The sequence below is a fragment of the Cupriavidus sp. DF5525 genome, assembly GCF_040149425.2.
Lineage (GTDB): Bacteria > Pseudomonadota > Gammaproteobacteria > Burkholderiales > Burkholderiaceae > Cupriavidus > Cupriavidus pickettii_A.
On sequence record NZ_CP168267.1, the window covers coordinates 235798 to 257677 of the forward strand.

The window sequence follows — 21880 nt, forward strand, 5'->3', positions numbered from 1 at the left end:
TATCGGCTGTTGCAAGATAGCGCCAACCACGTGTTCGCATTCGCGCTGCGGCACTTCCCGACCTAATATAGGCCATGCCATCGGCGGCACGGGGGCTTCCTATGATGATCGATCCGCCAGTCTTGCCATGTTGACGCGCAGAGCTTTCCTGCTCGGCGGTGCGGGCGCCGCCGGTGTGCTGGTGATTGGATGGGCTTGGCTGCCGCCGCGCCAGCGCCTGGTGGGCGGCGAGCCGCTGGCAGTGCGCGACGGGCAATTCGCGCTGAACGGCTGGGTCAAGGTGGCGTCCGACAACACCGTCACGGTGGTGATGAACAAGGCCGAGATGGGGCAGGGCGTGCATACCGGCGCGGCGATGCTGCTGGCCGAGGAGATGGAGGCCGACTGGTCGCAGATCCGCGTCGAGCCGTCTCCCGTCGACAACCTGTACAACAACATCGAGGGCGTGGTCGCCAACTTGCCGTTCCGGCCGGACGATAAAGGGTGGCCCAGACACGCCGCGGAATGGTTTACGCGCAAGGGTGTGCGCGAGGTTGGTATGATGTTCACCGGCGGCTCTACAAGCATCAGGGACCTGTGGAATCCGATGCGCGAGGCCGGCGCCGCAGCCCGCATGATGCTGTGCGCGGCAGCGGCGAAGCAGTGGGACGTCAAGGCCGAGGAATGCCGCGCGCAGGGCGGCAAGGTGGTGCACCCGTCGGGACGCAGTGCCACCTTCGGCGAACTGGCCGCGGCAGCCGCGCGCGAGGGTTTGCCACGCAAGGTCGAACTGAAGGACCCGGCCAGCTTCAGGCTCATCGGCACCCGCACGGCGCGCCTTGATTCCCCTGCCAAGCTCCACGGCACGGCCAGCTTCGGTATCGACGTGGTAGCGGACGCGATGGTTTACGCCAGCGTGCAGATGTGTCCGGCGCTGGGCGGCAAGCTGCAGGGATTCCCCCCCGACGACGTGAAGAAGTTGCCCGGCGTGCTCGACCTCGTCGCGCTGCCTCCGTTCCCGGGCGGCAGCGGCGGGGTGGCGGTGATCGCCAGCGATGCGTGGATTGCCATGCAGGCGGTGGAAAAGGTCCAGTGCAAGTGGGACGCCGGGGAGGCGCAGAACCTGTCGAGTGCCGGTATCCGCGACACGCTGGTGAAGGCGCTCGACGCCTCCAACCCGCGCGTCTGGTACGAGCATGGTGACGGGCGAGCCATGAAGCAGGGCAAGCCCGCCATCCAGGTCTTGTACTCGGCGCCATATCTCGCTCACGCCGCGCTGGAGCCGGTCAACTGCACGGTACTGGTCCAGGAGGACCGCGCCATCGTGTGGGCCGCCACGCAGATGCCCGGGCTGGCTCGTCGCTGTGTAGCGAAGACGCTCAACCTGGACGCCGGTAAGGTCGAACTACGCCAGCAATCCATCGGCGGTGCATTCGGGCGCCGGCTCGAAGTCGACTTCATTTGCCAGGCGGCCGCCATCGCCGCGAAGCGCAAGGGCGCGCCGGTGCAGACAATCTGGTCGCGCCCCGAGGACATGCGGCATGACTTCTACCGTCCGGCCAGCGTGTCGCGCTTTGAGGCGTGGCTTGACGGGAACCGCAAGGTCATTGCCGTGCGCAATATCTCGGCCAGCCAGTCAGTGCTGGAGAGCACCGCGAAACGCAATTTCGGCCTGCCCGACATCTTTGTGTCGCGGCTGGACAAGTCCACGGTGGAAGGCGCCTTCGACCAGGCTTATGACTGGCCAGACATGTGGGTTGGCCACCAGACCGTGGACCTCGCCATCCCCGTGGGCTACTGGCGCTCGGTGGGGCACTCGCACCACGCCTTCTTCATGGAGAGCTTCGTCGACGAGCTGGCGGTGACGGTCGGGGTGGACCCGCTCGACTACCGCATGAGCCTGCTCAAGGATGATCGCCAGCGCGCGGTGCTGGAGCAGGTAAGAAGTATGTCGGCCTGGGGCCAGCCTTTGCGCAAGAAGCCTGGCATGGTGAAGGTGGGGCGCGGCGTGGCCCTGCACGAGTCGTTCGGCAGTGTGGTGGCGCAGGTGGCCGAGGTGTCGGTGGACAACGCGGGGCAGGTCCGCGTGGATCGCGTCTTCTGCGCCATCGATTGCGGCATGCCGGTCAACCCGACCCTGATCGAGCAGCAGGTAGAGGGCGGTATCGTGTTCGGGCTGTCGGCGGCGCTGTGGCAGAAGATCACGCTGGAGCGAGGCAAGGTGCAGGAGGACTACTACACCGCCTTTCCGGCCATCCGCCTGCGAGACTGCCCGGACATCCAGGTGCAGGTGATGCCTTCGATGCGCCCGCCACAGGGCGTGGGCGAGTCCACCACGCCGCCCATCGCGCCGGCGGTGGCGAACGCCTTGTTCAATGCCACCGGCGAGCGCTTGCGCGACCTGCCGCTGCTGAAAACCCTGCCGCCTTCCGGAGCCTGCGATGTCAAACAATCAGATCAGTGTCAACGGTAAGAGCATCGAAATCCGCTCTGACGGCTGCACGCCGCTGTTGTGGGTGCTGCGCTGCGAGCTGAAGCTGACGGGCACCAAGTTCGGGTGCGGCGTGGGGGTGTGTGGTGCCTGCGCGGTGCATGTCAACGGCAAGATGCTGCTGTCGTGCCAGCACCAGGCGAGCGAGATGGATGGAAAGAAGATCGTCACCATCGAAGGACTCGACGGCCCCGAGGCAAGCGCCCTGCGGACGGCCTGGCTGAAGCACGAGGTCGTGCAGTGTGGCTACTGCCAGAGCGCGCAACTGATGGCGGCGAGCGCGCTGCTCAAGCGCACACGGAATCCGAAGGAGACGGAGATCGTCGACCAGATGAGCTGCGTGATCTGCCGGTGCGGCACGTATACGCGGATCAGGCGGGCGATTGCGGAAGCGGTGGGGATGTTGAGGGGGTGAGGGGCATTGGAAATGGCCGGCATCGCGCCGACATGCGCACGTGCCCCAGTCATATGTTGACGAGCTGGAAGTCTTAGGGGGAAGGCGATGAAGCATTCCGGGTCTGCGCCAGAATCGCCATATCCAGGCGGGTCGCAACCCGCGGCCCATGCTGCCGGCTCCGCGACGATCCCTGCCGCGTCTGCTGCAATCGGGCGCGTGGAGCTCTACACCCAAAGATCCATGGTGAACTGGCTGAGCCCGCTACAGCTTCCGTTCACCGCCATGCGCGTTGCCGTGGCGATGGCAGTCGGCGCCTTTGCAGACCAGCGCATGGTGCAAGCTGCACTCACCACACTGAATCCAAATCCACCGCTCCCGGTACCGGCTGACGAGCACGGCGGTGTCTGGGTCGACTATCTGGCCGACACAGGCGACGGTTGGGACTCGACATACTCCATGGCGTTGTGCGTCAGTCACGAGGTGACGCTACGCGAGCAAGGCGTGACGTTGCCGCGGTCAAAAGTGCTGTTGCTGGGCGGCGACCAGGTGTATCCGACGCCTGCCCATGATGGCTATCGGACTCGCTTCGTCGATCCTTTTCGTGCGGCGCTCCCTGCGCCAGTCGAGGCCGCGCGCCCCGAATACAGCGGCCAACCGATCAAGTTGCCGGATGCGCCGTGGATGGTCGCCACGCCCGGAAATCACGACTGGTACGATGGCTTGCGCGGCTTCGCCCGGCTGTTCTGCAGTGGCAAGCCCGTGGGCGGCTGGGAGACGCACCAGCGCACGGGCTACTATGCCTTGCAGTTGCCCGGCGGCTGGTGGATCTGGGGCCTGGATTTGCAACTGGAGTCGGAAATTGACCGGCCGCAGCGCGAGTACTTCCAGAAGATGTGCACGGCGTTGCAGCGCGGTGACCGCGTGGTATTGTGCGCGCCCGAGGCGAGTTGGGTTGACGAGATGGAGCGCGTGCGCCGTGGGGAACGGCGGACCGCGCCTTCGATCGAGACCAAGACGCCGCGCTTTCGAAGCCTGAGCGAGATCGAGGGGATGCTGGGCGATCGGCTCGCACTTGTGCTGGCCGGCAACTCGCACCATTACGCGCACTACGTGCCACGAGCGGGTACGGCGGGGCCGCATCGCATCACCTGCGGAGGTGGCGGCGCATTTCTTCACGGCACGCATCTGCTGCCAGATCCACCGAGGCCTATCGTCGTGGGCCCGGCTAAACAGTCCTACGAGTTGAAGTCCGCGTATCCGGAAAAGGCGATCTCCCGGAAATTGCGCAATCGCGCGTGGCAACTGCCTGCGCGCAACCTCTCGTTCTGTGCGCTGCTGGCGATCCTGTACTTGCTGTTCGTTTGGATCATTCAAAGCGCGAGCCTGGTATCCGTGCCAGGGCGCGATTACCGCAGCTTCGTGCAAAAACTGGCCGGCCTCGAAGTGACATTCGGGAATATCGGCGAGGTTTATCACGAACTGTTCCGGGTCATGGCGCACAGTCCGGCGTCAGTGGTGTTCGCAGCGACCATTGTCTTTTGTAGTGCTGCGCTGTCGACCAGAGATGTCAGGCGCGGCGTCCGGCTGGCGTGCGTTGTCGGCGCATTGCACGGGCTGCTGCACCTGGCACTGGCTGTCGCGCTGCTATGGCTCATCACGCGCCTCAACATCCAAGGCTTTGGCGCGGAAAATCCGCCAAACATCCTGGTGTTCCTCGTTGAGGCCATGCTGCTGGGTGGGGCCCTCGGCGGCCTGCTGTTTGGCGTGTGGATGGTATTGGGCAACGCCTTGTGGCGTCTGCACCCCGAGGAGGTGTTCTCCTCCCAGCGCATCGCCGATCACAAGTGCTTCCTGCGGATGCGGTTCGACGGAGCGCAATTGACGATCTACCCGCTCAAGCTGGAGAAGGTTTGCCGACATTGGAAGCTAGGTGAGGGCGTCAGGCGACTGGCGAAGATCAACAACACCTGGCGCGTACGGGCCCTGCCCGGCGCAGCCGGCCCGCGGTTCGTCCCGGCAGACGGTCAGGTATCGCCGCCGGAGGCGGTGCAGATGATTGAGGAGCAGGCAATCATCATCCAACGATAGGGAGCGTCATGATGAGTGATGCGCTTGCCTACGATGTCGTCGTCATTGGCAGCGGCTTCGGTGGTGCGGTCTCGGCCTGCAGGCTCGCGAAGGCCGGCCGCAAAGTGCTGGTGCTGGAGCGCGGCCGGCGCTGGAGCCCGGCGACCTATCCGCGCGACGAGAGTGACGCGTGGTTGTGGAACCAGGAGCGCGCACATCGCTTCAATGGGTGGGCCGATATCCGGACATTCTCTGATGTATGGGTCATCGCCGGGGCCGGTGTCGGTGGCGGCTCGCTGATCTACGCCAACGTTTCCGTGGAAGCCAAGCCGGAAGCCTTCGAGCACGGCTGGCCGAAAGAGGTTACCTATGCCGACCTGCAGCCCCACTACGAGCAGGTCGGGCGCATGCTCGCAGTGAGCGAAGTTCCGGATAACCAGTTGAGCGAGCGGGCCCGGCTATTGCGCGAGGGGGCGGAAGCATGCGGATGGGGCGGGCGCTTCCGCAAACTGCCGCTTGCAGTGTCATTTTCCGAGCATTGGGACCCCACACGGCAAGACGCCCGCGATGACCGTCATTCCGAGAAATTCCTGAATCAGCATGGCAGGTGGCAGGGCACTTGTGTCCATTGCGGCAACTGCGACGTTGGGTGCCAGGTATCGGCCAGGAATACGCTGGACCTGAATTACCTGGCGGTGGCTGAAGACAATGGCGCCGAGATTCGTCCATTGCACCTGGTGGACAGGCTCGAGCCGCTGCAGCAGGGCTGGCGGGTATGCTTCAGGAAAATCGACCCGGAAGACCGAACGACGAGCCCCGGCGAAGTCACGGCCGCCAGGGTGATCCTGGCCGCCGGCTCTATCGGCAGCACCGAGCTTCTGCTGCGCTGTCGGGATGAGCATCGCACTCTGCCCCGGCTTTCACCTCGGTTGGGATTTGGCTGGGCCCACAATGGCGACTTCGTGACGCCAGCCTTCTATGACGACAGGACGGTCTCCCCTTCTCATGGCGTGACCATCTCCGCCGCGATCGACCTGCTAGACCACAGCGGCCCGAACGGACAGGCGCTCTTCGTGGAGGACGGTGGAATCCCGAACCTCGCAGGCAACTTCATTCGACGCCACTTGAAGAAAGCGCGTTCCCGCAAGCTGCGCGCTGTTTGGAAGGAGGTCGGAGGACTGTTTGACGACGGCGATCCGATTGAGCGAATGATGCCCTGGTTCGGGCAAGGCGTGGACCCGGGCGATGGCCAGTTGAGGCTGGGCCGCACGTGGTACGCACCGTGGCGTCGTGTGCTGCGGCTCGACTGGTCCTATCAGGCATCGGTGGCCGTCATCGAGGCCATGATTGCAGCGCATACGCAGCTCTCGGAAGCAACTGGCGGGGATCCGTGGGTGCCGCTCACCTGGCGACGATGGCACAACCTGATCACACCGCACCCGCTGGGAGGCTGCAACATGGGCACCTCCGCCGCGGACGGAGTCGTCGATGCATGGGGCAGGGCATTTGGCTACAAAGGACTGTATGTCATGGACGGTGCGATCGTCCCGCGTCCGCTCGGCCTGAACCCTTCGCGTACCATCGCCGCGCTCGCGGAGCGTAACGTGGCCATGCTCTTGCGCGAGCAAGATTAACTCTCGGCCCCGTCACCGCCCGGCCGCTCTATGCTTGAGTGGGAGTGAAGGCCAACCATGCACCATCGACACCTTCAGCCCGGCACGCTGTGGCCGGCTATCTTGCAACGGACGGCGCACGCCCTGCAGAGCGGGAGACCGCGCCTGGCATGCAAGGGGCACCATTGGCTGGTCTTTCGCTCGCTATTTGGGGTCATGGTATTTTTGTTGCGAAATCTGGCGGTAGCCGACTGGCGAGCCGTTTGCAGCAAAGGCTACGTGGTCACCGCCATTGTCTGCGTCGAGCATCTTGCAAGTCATTGATCGGCATGGATTGTTAGAGCCAAACCGCCAGTTTTCGCATCAAGCCGGACTGATGCGCGACCACCGGCAAGCGGTCCGCACGAGCCTTGGGTTTGGCTGGCTTCGGGCCCTGGTGCCGCACAGGCTGGCCCGAAGCCATCTCCCCTTTCTGGCAGGAGCGGGAGGTCAGCGTGATAGCGTCGTGCCTCCCAGCAGCGCCGCCACGAAGCTGTTGTGGAAAATACCCGCCGGATCGCAGCTTCGGCGGTAGGCGTCAAAGGCCTTGGTTCGCGCGCTGCGGCGCTGGGCGAGATCCTTCAGGAAGGCCGGGTTGAATGGTGGGGAGAACGTTCCGGCAGCTTGGCCCGGGTCGTAGAAGCCGAACATCTTGCCGGTGTGGGGCATTCCTCCCAGGGCAACCCAGGCACGCTCGATGTCGGCGAAAAAATGGAGCAAGCGGTCGGGGTACTCGGACGCCGCGACGGCCGGCACGTACCCGATCAGGTCCAGATTGACGAAGGTCGCATCGGGGGCTTCGGTGTAGGTTCCAGCCAATGCGGTGTCGCCGCCGCGGACGAAGCGGAATTCCATCGGTGCGACCACCAGGAAGTCGGTGGATCGCTGGAGACGATCCATCACCGCATTCAGGCCCTGCCAGGCCTTGCCCAGTCCCGCGTCGTCGAGCGCCGGCAGTTCGACAAAATAGGACATGAAGATGACGCGGGACGCCTTAGTCAGCCATAGGTCGGAGTAGACCGCCGCTGCCTGATCGAAGAGCGTTTCCACCGTCAGGTATCCCGTATCGATGATCGTGCTTGCAGCAGTGGTGATGCCGGCATACTGCGCCGCGATCAGGGGAGGCTCGATGATGGGCTCCATCGGTATCAGATAGGGAGCGCCGAAGATATCCTCTCCCGCCAGGGTGCACGCATCTGGCACGCTTGGGGTCAGGTTCGGCGTCTTGGTCGGTGGGGACGCGTCCACGTCCCACCACAGGACGAGGAAGTTGTTGCTGTACGGGTTGAAGAAGGATTCTACGCGGTCATGGCTCGTGAGCAGTGGCTTGAACTGGGCGATGAAGGTCGTCTCGTCGGCACAGGTAATCTGGTTGTTCTTGCCCGAACGCAGCGTCGTGGCCCATGGGCGTGGCATCACATCCACGGTGACCGAGGTGACGACGCCCAGCGCACCGAGCGAGACGCGGGCGAACTGCAAGGGCGACCAACCATCCACTGCCGGAGTCCGTGCGTCGATGGTCTTCAGCTCGCCATCCGGACCCATGATGTCGAACGCCGAGACCGTTTCCGCGAAGATCGGCGCGTTGATTGTCGCGCCGTGCACGTCGACCGCCGTCATGCCGCCAAGGCTGAAGAAACCGCCGGCGGTAACCGTCTTGAGCATCATATTGTTGGCGGTGAGGGACGCATCCAGTTCGTCCTCGCGGACGCCGGCATTCACCGTGACCGTACCGGCCGATGGCTGCAGCACGATGGACTGACTGCCGCCGGCACCCAGGTCCTTGTAGCAGGAAAGGTCGATCAGCCACTGCTGGGGCGTGGGGGCGAGGCGATTGTCATCGGCGACCAGCGGCGGCTGTGCGTGCCGCTGGCCGGAAACGCGCACCGTCGCGCCGGCCTGCATGGCCTCGCGTACGATGTCTTGCAGTTCAGCTCGGCTCGTCGGGGAGAAGTAGTATTCGCCATCGATCGTCATCGCATGGACGATGTTCTGCGCCCAGTTCTTCCACGGCAGGGGCTGAACACTGAAGTCCAAGGTCGTGCCCGTGACTTCGTAAGTGGCTAGCCTATCGTTATTCGCCGCTTGCACCAAGGGGGTTCCCCGGATACTTTTTCCCAGAACCGCGGAAACGTAAGGCGCCACCCCTATCGCATCCGCCGGGACGCCGATCGACGCAAGCGGAGGACTGACCTTGTACAGGCCGTTGTCGAAGTTCCCACTATTCCAGTCGGAAGTATGCCAACTCCCTTTCGAATCAAACCATTGAATCGAAAAGTTCATCTTAAAAATGCCATTGTTAAGGCAACCGATTCTATTGACTTGTCTCATGGCAGTTTCTCCGGCGATTCAGGTACGCTGTGGTTTGGGAACTTGACCATCGGGCCAGGGGAGGCCCGGCGCCGACCTCCTGCTGGCGATGGATCGTAGGACGGTTGACGCCGGGCCTCGCGGGGCGGGTCTGCCGCCTACTCAATCAAATTGATGGCAAATCCGATGAAAGTCGTCCCGACCGCGTCATAGGTTGCGATCTGATCGTTCGCCGCGAACGCAAGGAACGGCGTGCCCTGACCGGACGTCCCGGCCACCGCATGCCCGTAGGGAGTCACCGCCAGCGCATCGGCCGGGACGCCGATGGTATCAAGCGGGGGCGTTGTCCTGGATTGCGCCACAGGGTAATTGCCGCTGTTCCACTCGGTGGTATTCCACTTGCCGTCGCTACTAAGCCATTGGACTGAGAAATTGAATACGTACGCGCCCTTGTTGTTGACGGTAATCTTCTGGACCGGTCTCATGGTGCCTCCCGCTACGAAAAATGTATTAAACAAAAAACGCTATATGCCACTGCCTGGTGGTGCGGGTATCTATGTCTTTTCTTGCATGATTCTCTCCTTTGGATTTCCGGCGCTGAAACGTTGTTGAGCAAGATCAAGGATGGAGGGGCATTTTTTCCGGGATCTGCCCTGGGGCGCCGGCGAGCGGTCAGTGCATCCGTGACACTGCCGCCAATCACGATCACGCCGCGGGCGCGGTGCGTGACGTCCGGTGCGGGCAAAGCGCGCATGTTGCCTCCGACAGAAGCCTGGGAGAGAGTCTGGAAAGCGCCTTTCGGCAGATGAAGCGACGGCTATCGTACGTGCAAGTCGGCGCGATCGTTGCACTCGATGACCCCTTGCCGCGTCTTGAAATGCTAGTGTCTATGGCGCGGTAGGGAAGTAGAAGATGCTTAAGTCTTACTTGCGTGGGGCGCAAGTCTGCTGCTGCCGATCAGTGAATCGCGATCTACGCGCGGGAAGGCGTTTGCGAAATCCGGGGGCATTCCGACCTGAGCGTCGCGTATGAATATGCGATTGGAACAGCAATAGCGACTGGTCCAAGAGCGCTGGGACAGAATGGCTTGCGGCTGGCGCGAGCTTGCTATTAAAAGTCCCCACCGTTCTTTTGCCATATGCATCCAACTACATCCTGAATCCAGCGCATTCGGATGCGAGTGGGGTTAGGGTCGTTGAAGCCAAGCGAGTCGACCACGCCAAACCGGCGGACTCAGGCCGCGCAGCGCAATTCGGAGCTGAAGGAAGGCGATTGCCGGCTGGGGATCGGATGCCATGCGCACATTCTAGGTGGCTCATCGACCTCTCAGAAGCGATACGGCCGTTTGCCCCCGCTTTGGCGCGGTCTCGCATTCGTCGGCTGGTGAAGGAGTGGGTTGGCTAGCGGACGTTGCCCGCACTTGCCCCCGACTGTACCCAGGAGAAAAAGCGCGCGACAGCGGGATCGTGACGTCGCCGCTCCGGACAGACGAGGAAGTGCTTTCTTCCCGTCGAAACGATCTCTGGGAACGGTGCGATGAGTCGGCCCGACGCGAGATCTTCTCCCACGAATTCCGGCTGCGCAATGCAGACACCCAGACCCTCGAGTGCGGCTTGGTACATCAACAGCGAGAAACTGAATTCGATCTGGTTTGCTGGCTGCAAGTCCGGCACCTCCATGAGCTTGAGCCAGAGCGGCCAGTCCTCAGGACGGTTGGCGCTGTGAAGCAGGGTCATCGACTCCAGTTCGGCCAGCCGCGGTTTGCGCTTGCCCCATAGCCTTGGCGAGCAAACCAGGATTCCGGTTTCATCCATGACGGAGATGGCATGCAGCCCGGGATCCGGCTGCGCCGAACGCTGCATCCCGATGTCGACATCCTCGGACTCGAAGTCCACGGGCTGCACGCTGGTGTTGATACGCAATTCAAGCTGCGGGTGGAGTACCTGAAACCCTGGCAGCCGAGGCATCAGCCACTTCATCGCGAACGTGGGTGGCACCTTGAACTGCAATGCCTGACTGCCGCCGCGCGAAATCTGCTGCAGCACCCGTTCCAGCGCAGTGAAACTGCGCTGGCAAGCGGCAGCCAGCAACTCCCCATGTGGCGTGAGCCGCAAGGTACGGCCGCTGCGTTCCACCAGGCGTTTGCCTACGCGCTCTTCGAGCTGGGACACCTGCTGGCTGACGGCGCTCTGCGAGACATGCAGGGCCTCGGCGGCGCGGGTGAAGCTGAGGTGTTCGGCGACTTTCTCGAACGCGCGCAAGGCTGTGAGAGGAAGGGATGACATTAGGTGAACTTATGACGCGTCAGGAGCGCTAACTTGTAGAAGAGGGGCGCGGCAACAAGAATACCAGGCGAGTCACAGTACTTTAACTTATGAAAGGAGAGTGCAGTTGTCCACTGTTCCCAATCGCCTGCGCTTCAACGGCCGCATTCTCTTCCTGTCACAGGATGCCCAGGTTGTGAAGCGGCAACTCGCCGGCCAGGACGTTTCGCTTGAAGAGGCGCTGCCGCTACGCACGGACGCCTCCACCGACGAGATCACCCCGGCCTGGATCTGTTATCACTACGATGAAACGCTGGGCGAGTTTCCCTATCTTGGCCTGAAGTGCGGCGAAGCCCTTCCGGTTGCCGCTGGCAGCGTCAGGGCAGGCGGCTTCGCCGTAACGGTCGCAGGGCGGCGCTATGGCAAAGGGTCCTCGCGCGAAGCCAGTCCCTATGCCGAGTGGTGCGCAGGAATCCGCCTCGTCATCGCAGAGAGCTTCGAGCGGATCTACCGCCAGAATTGCCGCAATCTCGGCATCCTGACCTCAACCGATTTCGGCCTGATCGACCGCATACGCCGCGGCGAGTCCATTCCGATCGAGGAGTTCACCCGTGGAGAGGATGAACTGACTGCCGAGCTGATCCGCCGAGGCGGGTTATTCAAACTGATGCGGGCACGCAAGCAGGGCTGGGCGCCCGCGGCGCGGTCCAGCGGGCCGAGACCGATGACGTATGCGGAGAAGATCATCGCGCGCGCCAGTGGGGGTCAGCCAGTGCGCCCCGCCGAGCAGTGTTCGCGAGGGTCGACTGGCGCTAAGCGCATGAATACAGCTCACCGCTCGCCATCGTCGCCCTGGAGCGTGAAATGGCTGGCCGCGTGGTCCTGCACGACCCAAACTGGATCGTCTTCTTCTCGGACCATCTGACCTTCATCCATCGCAGCATGCCGCCCGAGCGCCGCAAGCTGGACTTGCTCGAGTGGCTGATGCTCTCGGAGCCCTCACGGTCTTGCAGGAAGCCATGCAGCTTCAGGCCATGCTGCTCGCAAAAGCGCTGCTGAACTCTCGCCATGGCTTGCGCCAGATCGTATTTGCGGGCCGGATACGCTCGGCCAGTTGAAAGATCTCCGCGCGCTGGACATTCGCAGCGAGGAACTGGATCTGTCCCGGCGTATCGGCATCATGTATCGGACGAGCGCCTATCTGAAGCCACTCGTCCGGAGGCTTGTCGAGATCATCGAGGAACAGTGCCAGCCTCGCTAGTGGCCTGGTGCCTATCCAAGCCCTGAGTTCCGGCGTCGAGGCGTAGACGTCCGGAAAAAGGGGCGCCCCCCGCTTGCCAGGCGAATCCATGCTTGCATGGAACCGCGACCTTGTCGGCGCGGGCGATAGCCGGGGTCATAGCAGGGGTGCTACGGGACGGGCGCTAGTGCAATGTTCCATTCTGTTTGGAACTTAAGCGGCGGTTGGCGCGAATGACCTTCTGTAGGATGTCGCGAGCGCTCTTGGTCCAGATGAACGGCTTGGGGTTGGTGTTGTGGTGAGCGATGTACTCGTTGATGGCGTCGACCAGTTCCGGCACGCTGGTGAATACGCCGCGGCGAAGTCGCTCGGTCGTGATGTCGCGAAAGAACCGCTCGACCATGTTCAGCCATGACGCCGAGGTGGGCGTGAAGTGCATGTTGAAGCGCGGATGCTTGGCCAGCCAGTCTTGCACCGCAGGATGCTTGTGGGTGGCGTAGTTGTCGGCGATCAGATGCAGCGTTTTGTCCTTGGGCGTCTCGCGGTCGATCTTGCGCAGGAACTTCAGCCACTCGGTATGGCGGTGGCGCTGCTGGCACTGGGCGATGACCTGGCCATCGAGCACGTTGAGCGCGGCAAACAGCGTGGTCGTGCCGTTGCGCTTGTAGTCGTGCGTCATGGTGGCCGCACGTCCCTTCTTCAACGGCAAGCCGGGCTGCGTGCGATCCAGCGCCTGCACCTGGCTCTTCTCATCGCAGCACAGCACCAGCGCGTGCTCGGGTGGCGACATGTAGAGGCCAACGATGTCTTCAAGCTTCTCGACGAACCGCGGATCGCGCGAGACCTTGAAGCCGCGCACGACATGGGGCTTCAGGCCGTGGGCGTGCCAATGGCGCATGACGGTGCTGGCGCTCACGCCCAACTCGGCGGCCATCTTGCGCGTGCTCCAGTGCGTGGCCGCCACGGGCTTCGTTTGAGTGGTCAGCTCCACCAGCCGCGCCGTGTCCACCTTCACCGGCGGCGCACCGCGCGGCAAGTCGCGTTCGATACCGGCCAGCCCCGATTGCGCATACCGCTCACGCCAACGCGAGACCTGCACGCGTCCGACTCCCAACTGCTCGGCGATGTCCTTGTTCTGCAATCCGTTGGCGGCCAGCAGCACAATGCGCGCGCGCTGCGCCAGCCTCACGCTCGTGAGCTTGGACCGAACCAGCCTCGTCAACTTGGTTCGCTCCTCGTCGGTCAACATGATCTCGGGGGCAACTCGCACTCGCTCTCTCCACGCTGTATCGCAGTAGGGCATTGGAGACGCCGAATTCATATAAGTTCCATCAAGAACAGAACGCTACACTAGCGAATGGCGCCCGCGCCGCGCATCGATTCAATCTCGTTCTTCCCATAGCCGGTCGCCAGCAGGATCTCTTCGGTGTGCTCGCCCAGCATCGGGGCGCGCTGGCGGATGCTGCCGGGCGTGCTGCTGAGCTTGATCGGCACCCCGGCGATCTTGACCGGCACGGCCGAGCCGGGCTGCTCCACGTCGACCAGCATGTCGCGCACACGGTAGTGCTCATCCTCGAAGATTTCGGCCGAGGTGTAGACCGGGCCGAACGGCACCTTCCCGCCCAGGCACTGCGCAAGCTCTTCCTTGGTGCGTTGTGCGGTGAAGGCTTCAATGGCGTCAATCACGCGCTGGGCGTTCTGCACGCGGGCGGCGTTGGTGGCGAACGCTTCGTCGGTGCCCATTTCCGGGTGGCCGATGGCGATTGCCAGCTTTTCCCAGAAGGCGTCGGTCGCACAGGCGATGGAGACGTAGCCATCGCGCGCGCGGAACACCCCGAACGGGCAAAGCAGCGGGTGGCGGTTGCCCTCCGGCGCGGGGACCGTGCCGGTGTAGGAGGTCTGGTAGACGATGCGCTCGCACATGGCCAGCACCGCGTCGGTCATGGCCACGTCGACAAACTGGCCTTCGCCGGTGTCGCGGGCACGGTGCACGGCGGCCAGGATGCCGATGCAGAGCATCAGCGCCGGGACGGTGTCGCCCACGCCGGGGCCGATCTTGGTGGGGGTGTCGCGATCCGGACCGGTGATCCCCATCATGCCGCCCATGGCCTGCGAGACCACGTCGTAGGCAGGCCAGTGCGCATAGGGGCTTGCGCCGCTGCGCGGATCGCCGAAGCCGCGCACGGTGCCGTAGACCAGACGCGGATTGGTCTGGCGCAGCGTTTCGAACGACAGGCCAAGCCGCTCCATCACGCCGGCGCGGAAGTTCTCGACGACGATGTCGGCGTGGTCGATCAGCTTGCGCACGATCTCGCGGCCCGCTTCCGTCTTTAGGTCCACGGCGATCGAGCGCTTGTTGCGGTTTACGCTCTGGAAATAGCCGCCGAATTCACGCAGGGTGTCGTCTTCGCGGAATGGCCCGGTGATGCGGGTGCCGTCGCCGGTCATGGCCTCGACCTTGATGACGTCGGCGCCGTGGTCGGCCAGGATCTGCGTGCAGAACGGGCCCGCCAGCATCTGCGTGAGGTCGACCACCCGGAGGCCGGCGAGGGCGCCGGTGGCTTTGTGCGGGGGCTGCATGCGTGGGTCCAAGGGGGCCTTCATTGCTGTCGCAGGGGTTTTCATTGCGCGACCGCCTTGCCGAGGAGCGCATCGGAGATGATCCGCATTTGGATTTCCGAAGTGCCTTCGAAGATCTTGGTGAGGCGCGCATCGCGCCAGTAGCGCTCGGCCGCGAAATGCGTGGTGTAGCCGGCGCCGCCATGGATCTGGAGGCCTTCGCTGGTGACGCGCTCGGACATCTCGCTGGCGAAGAGCTTCACCATCGAGGCTTCCGTGTCGGTGCGCACGCCTTCGTCGATCTTCTCGCACACGGCGTAGAGCAGGGCACGCGACGCCTCGATCTGCGTGGCCATGTCCGCCAGCTTGAAGCGGATCGCCTGGAAGTTGCCGATGGGCGTGCCGAACTGGGCGCGATCCCTTGCAAATTGCAGTGAATCCTCCAGGCTGCCCTGCGCCAGCCCGATCGAGCGCGCGGCCGTGTGCGCGCGGGCGGTCTCCAGCCCGGCGGTGGCGAGGTAGAACGCCTTGCCTTCCTCGCCCACCATGCACGATGCCGGCACGCGGCAGCCATCGAACGCCAGTTCCCAGGTGGTCCAGCCGTGATAGCCGATCTTGGGGATGACACTGCCCTGCACGCCTTCGGGCAGGGCGCCGCGAGGCTTTTCGAGCATGAAGGCGCTGAGGCCGCGGTGGCGCGCCTTGGGGTAAACGACCGGATCCGTGCGGCAGATCACCAGGATGAAGTCGGCCTGGTCGGCAAAGGTGCACCAGTACTTGCTGCCGGTGATGACCCACTCGTCGCCATCACGCACCGCGCGACAGGAGATATTGGCCACGTCGGAACCCGCGTTCGGTTCAGACAGCGAAAACGCGCCAAGGAACTCGCCGCGCGCCATGCGCGGCAGGTACTCCGCCTTCTTTTCAGGTGACAGGGCCTTGAGCGCGCCAATGAGGCCGTTGCCGCGCGCGATCAGACTGCCGACGCTCATCCAGCCGCGCGAGAGCTGCTCGGCTACCAGGCAGTACTCGTAGGCGCCCAGCCCGAGGCCGCCGTATTCCTCGGGAATCAGGATACCGAAGTAACCCAGTTCCGCCATCTCGTCGATCAGCTCACGCGGGATCTGGCCCTTTTCCGGATCCAGCTTGTTGGCGAGCGGCAGCACGCGTTCGATCGTGAACTGGCGCGCCGCCTCCTGAATCATGCGCCGCTCTTCGGTCAGTCTTTGCACCTTGCACTCCTTCTTTGTGGTCCTGCGGTACCCATCGCTATGTGCGTACATGGCAGCAGGGGAATTGAGGGGGACTACTCCGGCTGGATGCCTGCGATGGCGATCAGGCGCTTCCAGACCTGCTGGTCTTCCACGATGGCGTTGCTGACCTCCGGGCCGGTGGCCGGATACGCTGCGCTGCCGCGGCTGGCGTAGTGCGCGGCCGCTTCCGGTGAATTCACGAACTCAAGGCTGAGGCGGGAGAGCCGCTCCACGATCGCGGGCGGCGTGCCGGCCGGTGCAAACAGACCCGTCCAGTTGATCATGGTGAGTTCGGGCATGCCGGCCTCCGCCAGGGTCGGCACGTCGCCCAGCACCGGAATGCGGGTGGGGCCCATGACCGCGAGCGCCCGCATCTTGCCGGAGCGCACATGCGGCGCCACCGCGGAAGCATCGACCCCGGCGTAGTCGACCACGCCCCCCATCACATCGGTGAGCAGGTTGCCCTGCGTCTTGTATGGAACGTTGACCGTGCGCATCTTTCCCGCTTCCCGGAATGCGGCCATGAGGATCTGGAAGCCCGTGCTGCTGGTGCCATAGTTCAGCGAGTCCGGTCGCGCGCGCGCTGCCGCGGTCAGGTCGGCGATGGTGCGGTAGGGCGACGAGGCGGGTACGACGATGGCGACAGGCAAGGCATGCAGCCGTGCGACCGGCACGAAGTCCTTCGCGGGGTTGTAAGGCAGTTGCTTGAACAGGTACGGATTCGCCGCCATGGTGCTGGAGCCCGCGTAGAGCAGGGTGTAGCCGTCCGGCGCGGCCTTGGCCACGTAGTCGGTGCCGATGATCATGCTGGCGCCGGGCCGGTTCTCGATCACCACGCTCTGGCCCAGCTTCTGGCCAAGGTATTTCGCCAGCAGGCGCGAATAGTCGTCGAGGCCGGTGCCGGGGCTGGTGACCGATACGATCTTGATCACGCGTTCGGGATAGTTCTGCGTCTGGCCGCCTGCCGGTAAGGCCACGCTGAGCAGCGTGCCGATGGTTGCCAGGCTGATCAGGCGGCGCCTGGCGGGTGCAAAGATATTGGTCATCTTGTCTCCGGTGTTCTTGTATTGATGGTTTGACGATGCCGGTCGCAGCCGGCAGTTCAGGCGCTGGCCGCCTGGATCCTGGCGATCAGCGCATCCACCGCGACCACGCCGTCGGCGCCGCAGATCAGGGGATTGACATCGAACTCGGCGACGGCCGTGCGCTGGTCCGAGGCAAACTCCGAAAGCCTGGCGATGGCGTCGGCCAGCCCGTCGATATCGGCCCGGGCGGCGCCACGGAAGCCTTGCAGCAGCGGATAGCCGCGCAGCCGTTCGAGCAGGCGATACGCCTCTTCCTTCGAACAAGGTACGCTGCTGGTCACGGTGTCCTGCATCAGCTCCACCAGCACGCCGCCCGTGCCGACCACCAGCAGCGGGCCGAGGTGCGGGTCCATCTGCGCGCCGACCAGGATCTCCACGCCGGCCGGCACCTGCCTTTGCACCAGCACGCCATGGATGGCCGCTTCGCCGGCTACGTTGCGGGCGTTGGCCATGATCTCGCGGTAGGCCGTGGCCACGGCGCCGGCATCGCGCAGGCCGATGCGGATCACGCCGGCCTCGGACTTGTGCGGGATCTCGGGGCTTTCGACCTTGAGGACCACGGGGTAGCCGCATGCCGCAGCTGCCTGCACGGCCGCGTCTTCACTCGCTGCGAGCTGCTCGCCGACCACCGGCACGCCATAGAGGGCGAGCACATCCTTGGATTGCCGCTCGGTCAGTACCCGCGACGGCGCGGCCTCGATCATGCGGCGCGCATCGCGGATCACGGATTCGTCGGTCAGGCGGGGCGGGTGCGGTACGCTGAGCGCCGCCAGCCACTGTTCGCGCGCATGCCAGGCGGCCAGCGCGGCAAAGCAGTCCGATGCCGAGCGGAACAGGGCCAGGTGGGGCAGGTTCTCGGCCATGGCGGCGTTCGGGCCTTCCAGCCATTCGGACAGCCACAGGCCGCAGGCCAGCTTGCCGTGCTTCTGCGCCAGATCGTTGAACAGCTGCAGGCGCCGGATGTTGGGCTCGCCCGTGACGGGCAGCGGCAACACCACGGCAGCGTAGGCCGGGTCGCTGAACATGGCTTCGCCGCACTCGACGAAGGAATTGAAGTTGTTGGCGGCCTCCGCGGTGACATCGCACGGGTTGCGCGCGGCGCCGAAGTCCGGGATGCAGCGCTCCAGCACGGCGCGGGTCACCTCCGCGGGCTGGGGCAAGGCGACCTGGAAGCGCTCGGCCTCGTCGGCGGCGATGATGCCGGCCCCGCCCGAGATCGACACGATGGCGGTGCCGGCGGCGCTGGGGCGCGGCGCCTTGGCAAAGAAGGCGGTGGTGGGGATCAGCTGCTCGAGCGTTTCGACCTGGACCACGCCGGCCTGCCGGAACGCCGCGGCATAGGCGCGGTCCGAACCGGCCAGCGAACCGGTGTGCGACATGGCCGCCTCGGCGCCCAGCTTGCCGCGCGCGGTCTTGAATACCACCAGCGTCTTGCCCGCCTCGGCACAGGCTTGCGCCGCGGCAACGATGCGGCTGGCGTCGGACAGGCCCTCGAAGATGCAGGCGACCGCGGCACAGTTGGGGTCGCCGGCCAGATAGGAGATCTGGTCCGCGACGTCGATATCCCCAGCGTTGCCGCAGGAAAACACATGGCTGAAGGCCGTGCCGTGATGGACCGCCTCCTGCATGGCAAAGGCGAGGGCCCCGGACTGGCTCACCACGCCGATGGCATGCGCCGGCAAGGGGGTGGTGCGCGGCGCCAGTTCGGCAAAGGAGACGATCGCGTTGTCGACATAGTTGGCGTAGCCGATGCAGTTCGGTCCGAGCAGGCGCACGCCGCGCTCGCGCGCAATCCGGATCAGGCTGCGCTGCTCCTCGACGTGCCCGGGCTTGCCGGTCTCGGCATAGCCGGAGGCGAACACCACCACGCCACCGATGCCAAGCTCGCCGCACTGGCGCACGATCGGCTCCACGGTGTCGCGTGCCGTGGCGATCAGGACGCAGTCGGGGGTCTCGGGCAGGCTGGCGAGCGAGGGGTGGCAAGCCTGCTCGCCGATGCCCTCGTACTTCGGATTGACCAGCAGCGTGCGTCCGCCAAAGCCGCGCAGGTTGGCCATGGCGCGGCCGGCGAAGGCGCGCTCGTTCGGCGTCGCGCCGACGACCGCGATGCTGCGAGGATGGAAGATGCGCCGCAGGTCGGCATGGGTGTACAGCGTGCGTGAAGCCATCGGATTCTCCAACGTTCAGAAGGACTGCGAAAGGCAATCGCACCAGGCGTTCGCGGCAAGGCGCCCGGCGCGGCGGGCAGGCCGTGCCGTGTCGGGGCGGCCCGCAGGCGGCTATCGCGCGGCGGCGCGCCGGTGTTCCGGCCAGAGCACCTTGACGGCTTCGCCGTCGATGCGGTGGGTATGGCAGCTGTTGACCAGCGTCGGCTTTGGCATCGGGCCTTGCTCGTCGGCTGGCCGGCGGTTGCCGCGCTCGGTGCGCAGCAGGGCAAAGATGGTCTGCATGGCGGTGGTGGCCAGCACGCTGACCAGTTCCGTCAGGTGCGTGCAGCCCTGCACGCCGCCCAGCCGTGCCTTGACCTCGCGCTTGAAGCCGGGGCCGATGCGCATGCCGCTCAGCGCCGCATAGGCCGGCTCGATTTCGGGGCAGTAGATGGTCGGGCCGCTCTCGATGCGGGCGCGCGCGCCCCGGATGACCAGTTCGCGATCCACCGTCAGCACGATGCGCAGGTCATGGATCGAGGTGCCCGCAGGCACTGTCCTGAAGAGCAGGTCGGTGCCGTCGGGGCTGATGTCCTGCAACTGTCCTTCGATATCGAACAGGCCATCGCTGCGCGCAAAGCCGGAGGTCGCGATATGGCGGTGATGCAGCGGCTTTCTCCAGGCTGGAGCCGGAATGAATTGACTCATGGGTATGCCTTGCCCGAAAGGAGGAGGTTCGCGCCGCCGCCTTGCCCGTGGCAGAGCCGCAGGGCAGGGGCGACGCGCAGGTTGACGGCGGAAGCGCGGGGAATCAGGGCAGCCGGCGCATGATCGATTCCGCCACGCAGACCGGCTTGTCCAGGCCCTGGCATTCGACCGTCATCTCGACCTTCATCTGTGCGCCGCCATGGTCCAGTGCCTCCCACGACAGCAGCCGGAAATGCGCGCGAACCAGGCTGCCGACCCGCACGGGCGCGGGGAAGCGGACCTTGTCGAGCCCGTAGTTGACGCCGGTGCGGGCGTCAAGGATCTTGTAGGCGGTCGCGGTCAGCGCAGGCAACAGGCTTAACGTCAGGAACCCATGAGCGATCGGGCCGCCGAACGGGCCGCTCCTGGCGCGTTCCGGATCGACGTGAATCCATTGGTGATCGCCGGTGGCGTCCGCGAACAGGTTGACACGCGCCTGGTCGATGGCGAACCAGTCGCTGATCCCGATGCACTCGCCGACATGCCCGGCGAGGTCGGCAATCTTTTCGTAGGTTTTCATGGCAATGCTTCCCCCGGCGTCAGCGACGCCTGTAGTGTTGCCGCGCATGCGGCTTCGTGGCGGTCGCTGCTGCCGAACAGGACGTCGGCGACGACAGCGCGCTTCAGGTAGTGGCCCACGGCGTATTCCTCGGTCATGCCGATGCCGCCATGCAACTGGATCGCCTGGCCGCATACCTCCTTCGCGGCGCGCCCGATCAATGCCTTGGCCTGCGACAGCGTGTGCCGGCGTGCAGCCTCGCCGTCGTTCGCGAGGGAGGCGAGCAAGGCGTACAGCATCGAGCGCGACAGTTCCAGGTCCGCAGCCATGTCGGCGATGCGATGCTGCAAGGCCTGGAAGCTGCCGATCGGCACGCCGAACTGCTTGCGGAGCTTCAGGTACTCCGCGGTGAGCTCGATGGCCCGCTCCATCACGCCCACCAGCTCGGCGCACAGGGCCGTGGTGGCGTGCTCCAGGCCATGCCGCAGTGCCGCCGCGCCACGGCCCGGTTCGCCGAGCACGGCGGCAGGTCCGACCTGGACGCCATCGAAGACCAGTTCGGCGGCGGCGCTGCCGTCATGCAGGCGCAATGGGTGTACGGTCAGGCCCGGGGTGCCGGCATCCACCAGGAACAAGGTGGTGGAAGACTGCCCGTCGGGTTGCGGCACCAGCGTGGCCGACACGATAAAGGTATCGGCCACGGTCCCGCCCAGCACCAGCGTCTTCATGCCGTGCAGGGCATAGCCGTCGACCAAGGCCTCGGCACGCAGCGCCACGGGCTCGGGGAAGCCGCGCGACTGCGCTTCGCTGTAGGCCAGCGCGAAGCGGCGCGAGCCATCGGCCAGGTGCGGCACCAGCCGGGCCAGCTGAGCGGGCCTGGCGGCCGCCACCAGCGTCTGGGCGGCCAGCACGGCGCAGCCGAGATAGGGCTCGACCACCAGCCCGCGCCCCAGTTCGTGGCAGATCAGCGCGGTGTCGAGGAGGGTGCCGCCGAGGCCGTCGTGGTCCTCCGGCAGGGCCGCCGCGAGCCAGCCGTTGCTGGCGAAGGTGCGCCAGTGCTCGTTACCGCCGGTGCCGCTCTTGAGCTGGGTGGTACGGCTGTCAAAGCTGTAGCTCCGTTCGACGAAGCGCCGTACGCTGTCCTGCAGGAGTTGCTGCCCGGATTCCAAATTGAGGTTCATGATCGCTCG

At 64.9% G+C, this 21880-nt stretch carries 17 protein-coding genes; 5 read left to right on the top strand and 12 right to left on the bottom strand.

The window, feature by feature from the left end; all coding sequences use genetic code 11:
* Nucleotides 1-127 precede the first annotated feature (127 nt).
* The 4 genes from ABNX08_RS35460 (at nucleotide 128) to ABNX08_RS35475 (ending at nucleotide 6568) form a co-directional block, all read left to right on the top strand.
* The gene (locus ABNX08_RS35460) at nucleotides 128-2452 is read left to right on the top strand and encodes a molybdopterin cofactor-binding domain-containing protein (protein ID WP_349608231.1); all 2325 of its coding nucleotides are present in this window, start codon (nucleotides 128-130) and stop codon (nucleotides 2450-2452) included.
* On the top strand, nucleotides 2421-2885 hold the full coding sequence (locus ABNX08_RS35465; protein WP_349608229.1) for a (2Fe-2S)-binding protein: 465 nt from the start codon (nucleotides 2421-2423) through the stop codon (nucleotides 2883-2885). Before ABNX08_RS35460 ends, ABNX08_RS35465 begins: the two co-directional genes overlap by 32 nt.
* Nucleotides 2886-3107: 222 nt before the next feature.
* Nucleotides 3108-4955, top strand: a complete 1848-nt coding sequence (locus tag ABNX08_RS35470; RefSeq protein WP_349608227.1) for a preprotein translocase subunit YajC — start codon at nucleotides 3108-3110, stop codon at nucleotides 4953-4955.
* Between the two features lie 8 nt (nucleotides 4956-4963).
* Nucleotides 4964-6568 (top strand): GMC family oxidoreductase, encoded by a 1605-nt coding sequence (locus ABNX08_RS35475; RefSeq protein ID WP_349608225.1) that lies wholly within the window; start codon nucleotides 4964-4966, stop codon nucleotides 6566-6568.
* 468 nt (nucleotides 6569-7036) lie between these two features.
* On the opposite strand, the gene ABNX08_RS35480 is transcribed toward ABNX08_RS35475, so the two are convergent.
* The 3 genes from ABNX08_RS35480 to ABNX08_RS35490 all read right to left on the bottom strand — a co-directional run bounded on the left by ABNX08_RS35480 (nucleotide 7037) and on the right by ABNX08_RS35490 (nucleotide 11181).
* The gene (locus ABNX08_RS35480) at nucleotides 7037-8917 is read right to left on the bottom strand and encodes an FAD-binding protein (RefSeq protein WP_349608223.1); all 1881 of its coding nucleotides are present in this window, start codon (nucleotides 8915-8917) and stop codon (nucleotides 7037-7039) included.
* Nucleotides 8918-9054: 137 nt separating this feature from the next.
* A complete protein-coding gene (locus tag ABNX08_RS35485) occupies nucleotides 9055-9381 on the bottom strand; it encodes a hypothetical protein (RefSeq protein ID WP_022540070.1) in 327 nt (108 codons plus the stop codon).
* A 915-nt stretch (nucleotides 9382-10296) separates the two neighbouring features.
* A complete protein-coding gene (locus ABNX08_RS35490) occupies nucleotides 10297-11181 on the bottom strand; it encodes a LysR substrate-binding domain-containing protein (RefSeq protein WP_374063785.1) in 885 nt (294 codons plus the stop codon).
* 106 nt (nucleotides 11182-11287) lie between these two features.
* Between ABNX08_RS35490 and ABNX08_RS35495 the strand changes: the two genes are divergently transcribed.
* Entirely contained in the window at nucleotides 11288-12085 is a 798-nt protein-coding gene (locus tag ABNX08_RS35495) for a hypothetical protein (protein ID WP_349605806.1), read from the top strand.
* A gap of 102 nt (nucleotides 12086-12187) precedes the next feature.
* On the opposite strand, the gene ABNX08_RS35500 is transcribed toward ABNX08_RS35495, so the two are convergent.
* From ABNX08_RS35500 to ABNX08_RS35540, 9 genes are all read right to left on the bottom strand, one after another.
* Nucleotides 12188-12511: a hypothetical protein gene (locus ABNX08_RS35500; RefSeq protein ID WP_349605808.1), complete on the bottom strand. Its 324-nt coding sequence runs from the start codon at nucleotides 12509-12511 to the stop codon at nucleotides 12188-12190.
* Between the two features lie 73 nt (nucleotides 12512-12584).
* Nucleotides 12585-13703: an IS630 family transposase gene (locus ABNX08_RS35505; RefSeq protein WP_374063786.1), complete on the bottom strand. Its 1119-nt coding sequence runs from the start codon at nucleotides 13701-13703 to the stop codon at nucleotides 12585-12587.
* A 47-nt stretch (nucleotides 13704-13750) separates the two neighbouring features.
* Nucleotides 13751-14980, bottom strand: coding sequence for a CoA transferase (locus ABNX08_RS35510; RefSeq protein WP_349605841.1), 1230 nt, complete (start codon nucleotides 14978-14980; stop codon nucleotides 13751-13753).
* Nucleotides 14981-15021: 41 nt separating this feature from the next.
* A complete protein-coding gene (locus ABNX08_RS35515; protein WP_349605842.1) occupies nucleotides 15022-16191 on the bottom strand; it encodes an acyl-CoA dehydrogenase family protein in 1170 nt (389 codons plus the stop codon).
* Between the two features lie 74 nt (nucleotides 16192-16265).
* On the bottom strand, nucleotides 16266-17258 hold the full coding sequence (locus tag ABNX08_RS35520) for a tripartite tricarboxylate transporter substrate binding protein (protein ID WP_349605844.1): 993 nt from the start codon (nucleotides 17256-17258) through the stop codon (nucleotides 16266-16268).
* Between the two features lie 56 nt (nucleotides 17259-17314).
* Nucleotides 17315-19465 (bottom strand): acetate--CoA ligase family protein, encoded by a 2151-nt coding sequence (locus ABNX08_RS35525; protein ID WP_349605846.1) that lies wholly within the window; start codon nucleotides 19463-19465, stop codon nucleotides 17315-17317.
* Nucleotides 19466-19576: 111 nt separating this feature from the next.
* Nucleotides 19577-20152: a DUF2889 domain-containing protein gene (locus ABNX08_RS35530; protein ID WP_349605847.1), complete on the bottom strand. Its 576-nt coding sequence runs from the start codon at nucleotides 20150-20152 to the stop codon at nucleotides 19577-19579.
* A gap of 103 nt (nucleotides 20153-20255) precedes the next feature.
* Complete coding sequence (locus ABNX08_RS35535) at nucleotides 20256-20711, bottom strand: MaoC family dehydratase (protein WP_349605848.1); 456 nt, start codon at nucleotides 20709-20711, stop codon at nucleotides 20256-20258.
* On the bottom strand, nucleotides 20708-21871 hold the full coding sequence (locus ABNX08_RS35540; RefSeq protein WP_349605850.1) for an acyl-CoA dehydrogenase family protein: 1164 nt from the start codon (nucleotides 21869-21871) through the stop codon (nucleotides 20708-20710). The genes ABNX08_RS35535 and ABNX08_RS35540 overlap by 4 nt, the downstream gene beginning before the upstream one ends.
* Nucleotides 21872-21880 lie beyond the last annotated feature (9 nt).

Coding starts and splice junctions, on each gene's coding strand:
- ABNX08_RS35505 (WP_374063786.1), bottom strand. CDS start 13,703: ATGCCCTACTGCGATACAGCGTGGAGAGAGCGAGTGCGAGTTGCCCCC.
- ABNX08_RS35520 (WP_349605844.1), bottom strand. CDS start 17,258: ATGACCAATATCTTTGCACCCGCCAGGCGCCGCCTGATCAGCCTGGCA.
- ABNX08_RS35525 (WP_349605846.1), bottom strand. CDS start 19,465: ATGGCTTCACGCACGCTGTACACCCATGCCGACCTGCGGCGCATCTTC.
- ABNX08_RS35510 (WP_349605841.1), bottom strand. CDS start 14,980: ATGCAGCCCCCGCACAAAGCCACCGGCGCCCTCGCCGGCCTCCGGGTG.
- ABNX08_RS35475 (WP_349608225.1), top strand. CDS start 4,964: ATGATGAGTGATGCGCTTGCCTACGATGTCGTCGTCATTGGCAGCGGC.
- ABNX08_RS35490 (WP_374063785.1), bottom strand. CDS start 11,181: ATGTCATCCCTTCCTCTCACAGCCTTGCGCGCGTTCGAGAAAGTCGCC.
- ABNX08_RS35460 (WP_349608231.1), top strand. CDS start 128: ATGTTGACGCGCAGAGCTTTCCTGCTCGGCGGTGCGGGCGCCGCCGGT.
- ABNX08_RS35530 (WP_349605847.1), bottom strand. CDS start 20,152: ATGAGTCAATTCATTCCGGCTCCAGCCTGGAGAAAGCCGCTGCATCAC.
- ABNX08_RS35485 (WP_022540070.1), bottom strand. CDS start 9,381: ATGAGACCGGTCCAGAAGATTACCGTCAACAACAAGGGCGCGTACGTA.
- ABNX08_RS35500 (WP_349605808.1), bottom strand. CDS start 12,511: ATGGATTCGCCTGGCAAGCGGGGGGCGCCCCTTTTTCCGGACGTCTAC.
- ABNX08_RS35535 (WP_349605848.1), bottom strand. CDS start 20,711: ATGAAAACCTACGAAAAGATTGCCGACCTCGCCGGGCATGTCGGCGAG.
- ABNX08_RS35465 (WP_349608229.1), top strand. CDS start 2,421: ATGTCAAACAATCAGATCAGTGTCAACGGTAAGAGCATCGAAATCCGC.
- ABNX08_RS35540 (WP_349605850.1), bottom strand. CDS start 21,871: ATGAACCTCAATTTGGAATCCGGGCAGCAACTCCTGCAGGACAGCGTA.
- ABNX08_RS35470 (WP_349608227.1), top strand. CDS start 3,108: ATGGTGAACTGGCTGAGCCCGCTACAGCTTCCGTTCACCGCCATGCGC.
- ABNX08_RS35480 (WP_349608223.1), bottom strand. CDS start 8,917: ATGAGACAAGTCAATAGAATCGGTTGCCTTAACAATGGCATTTTTAAG.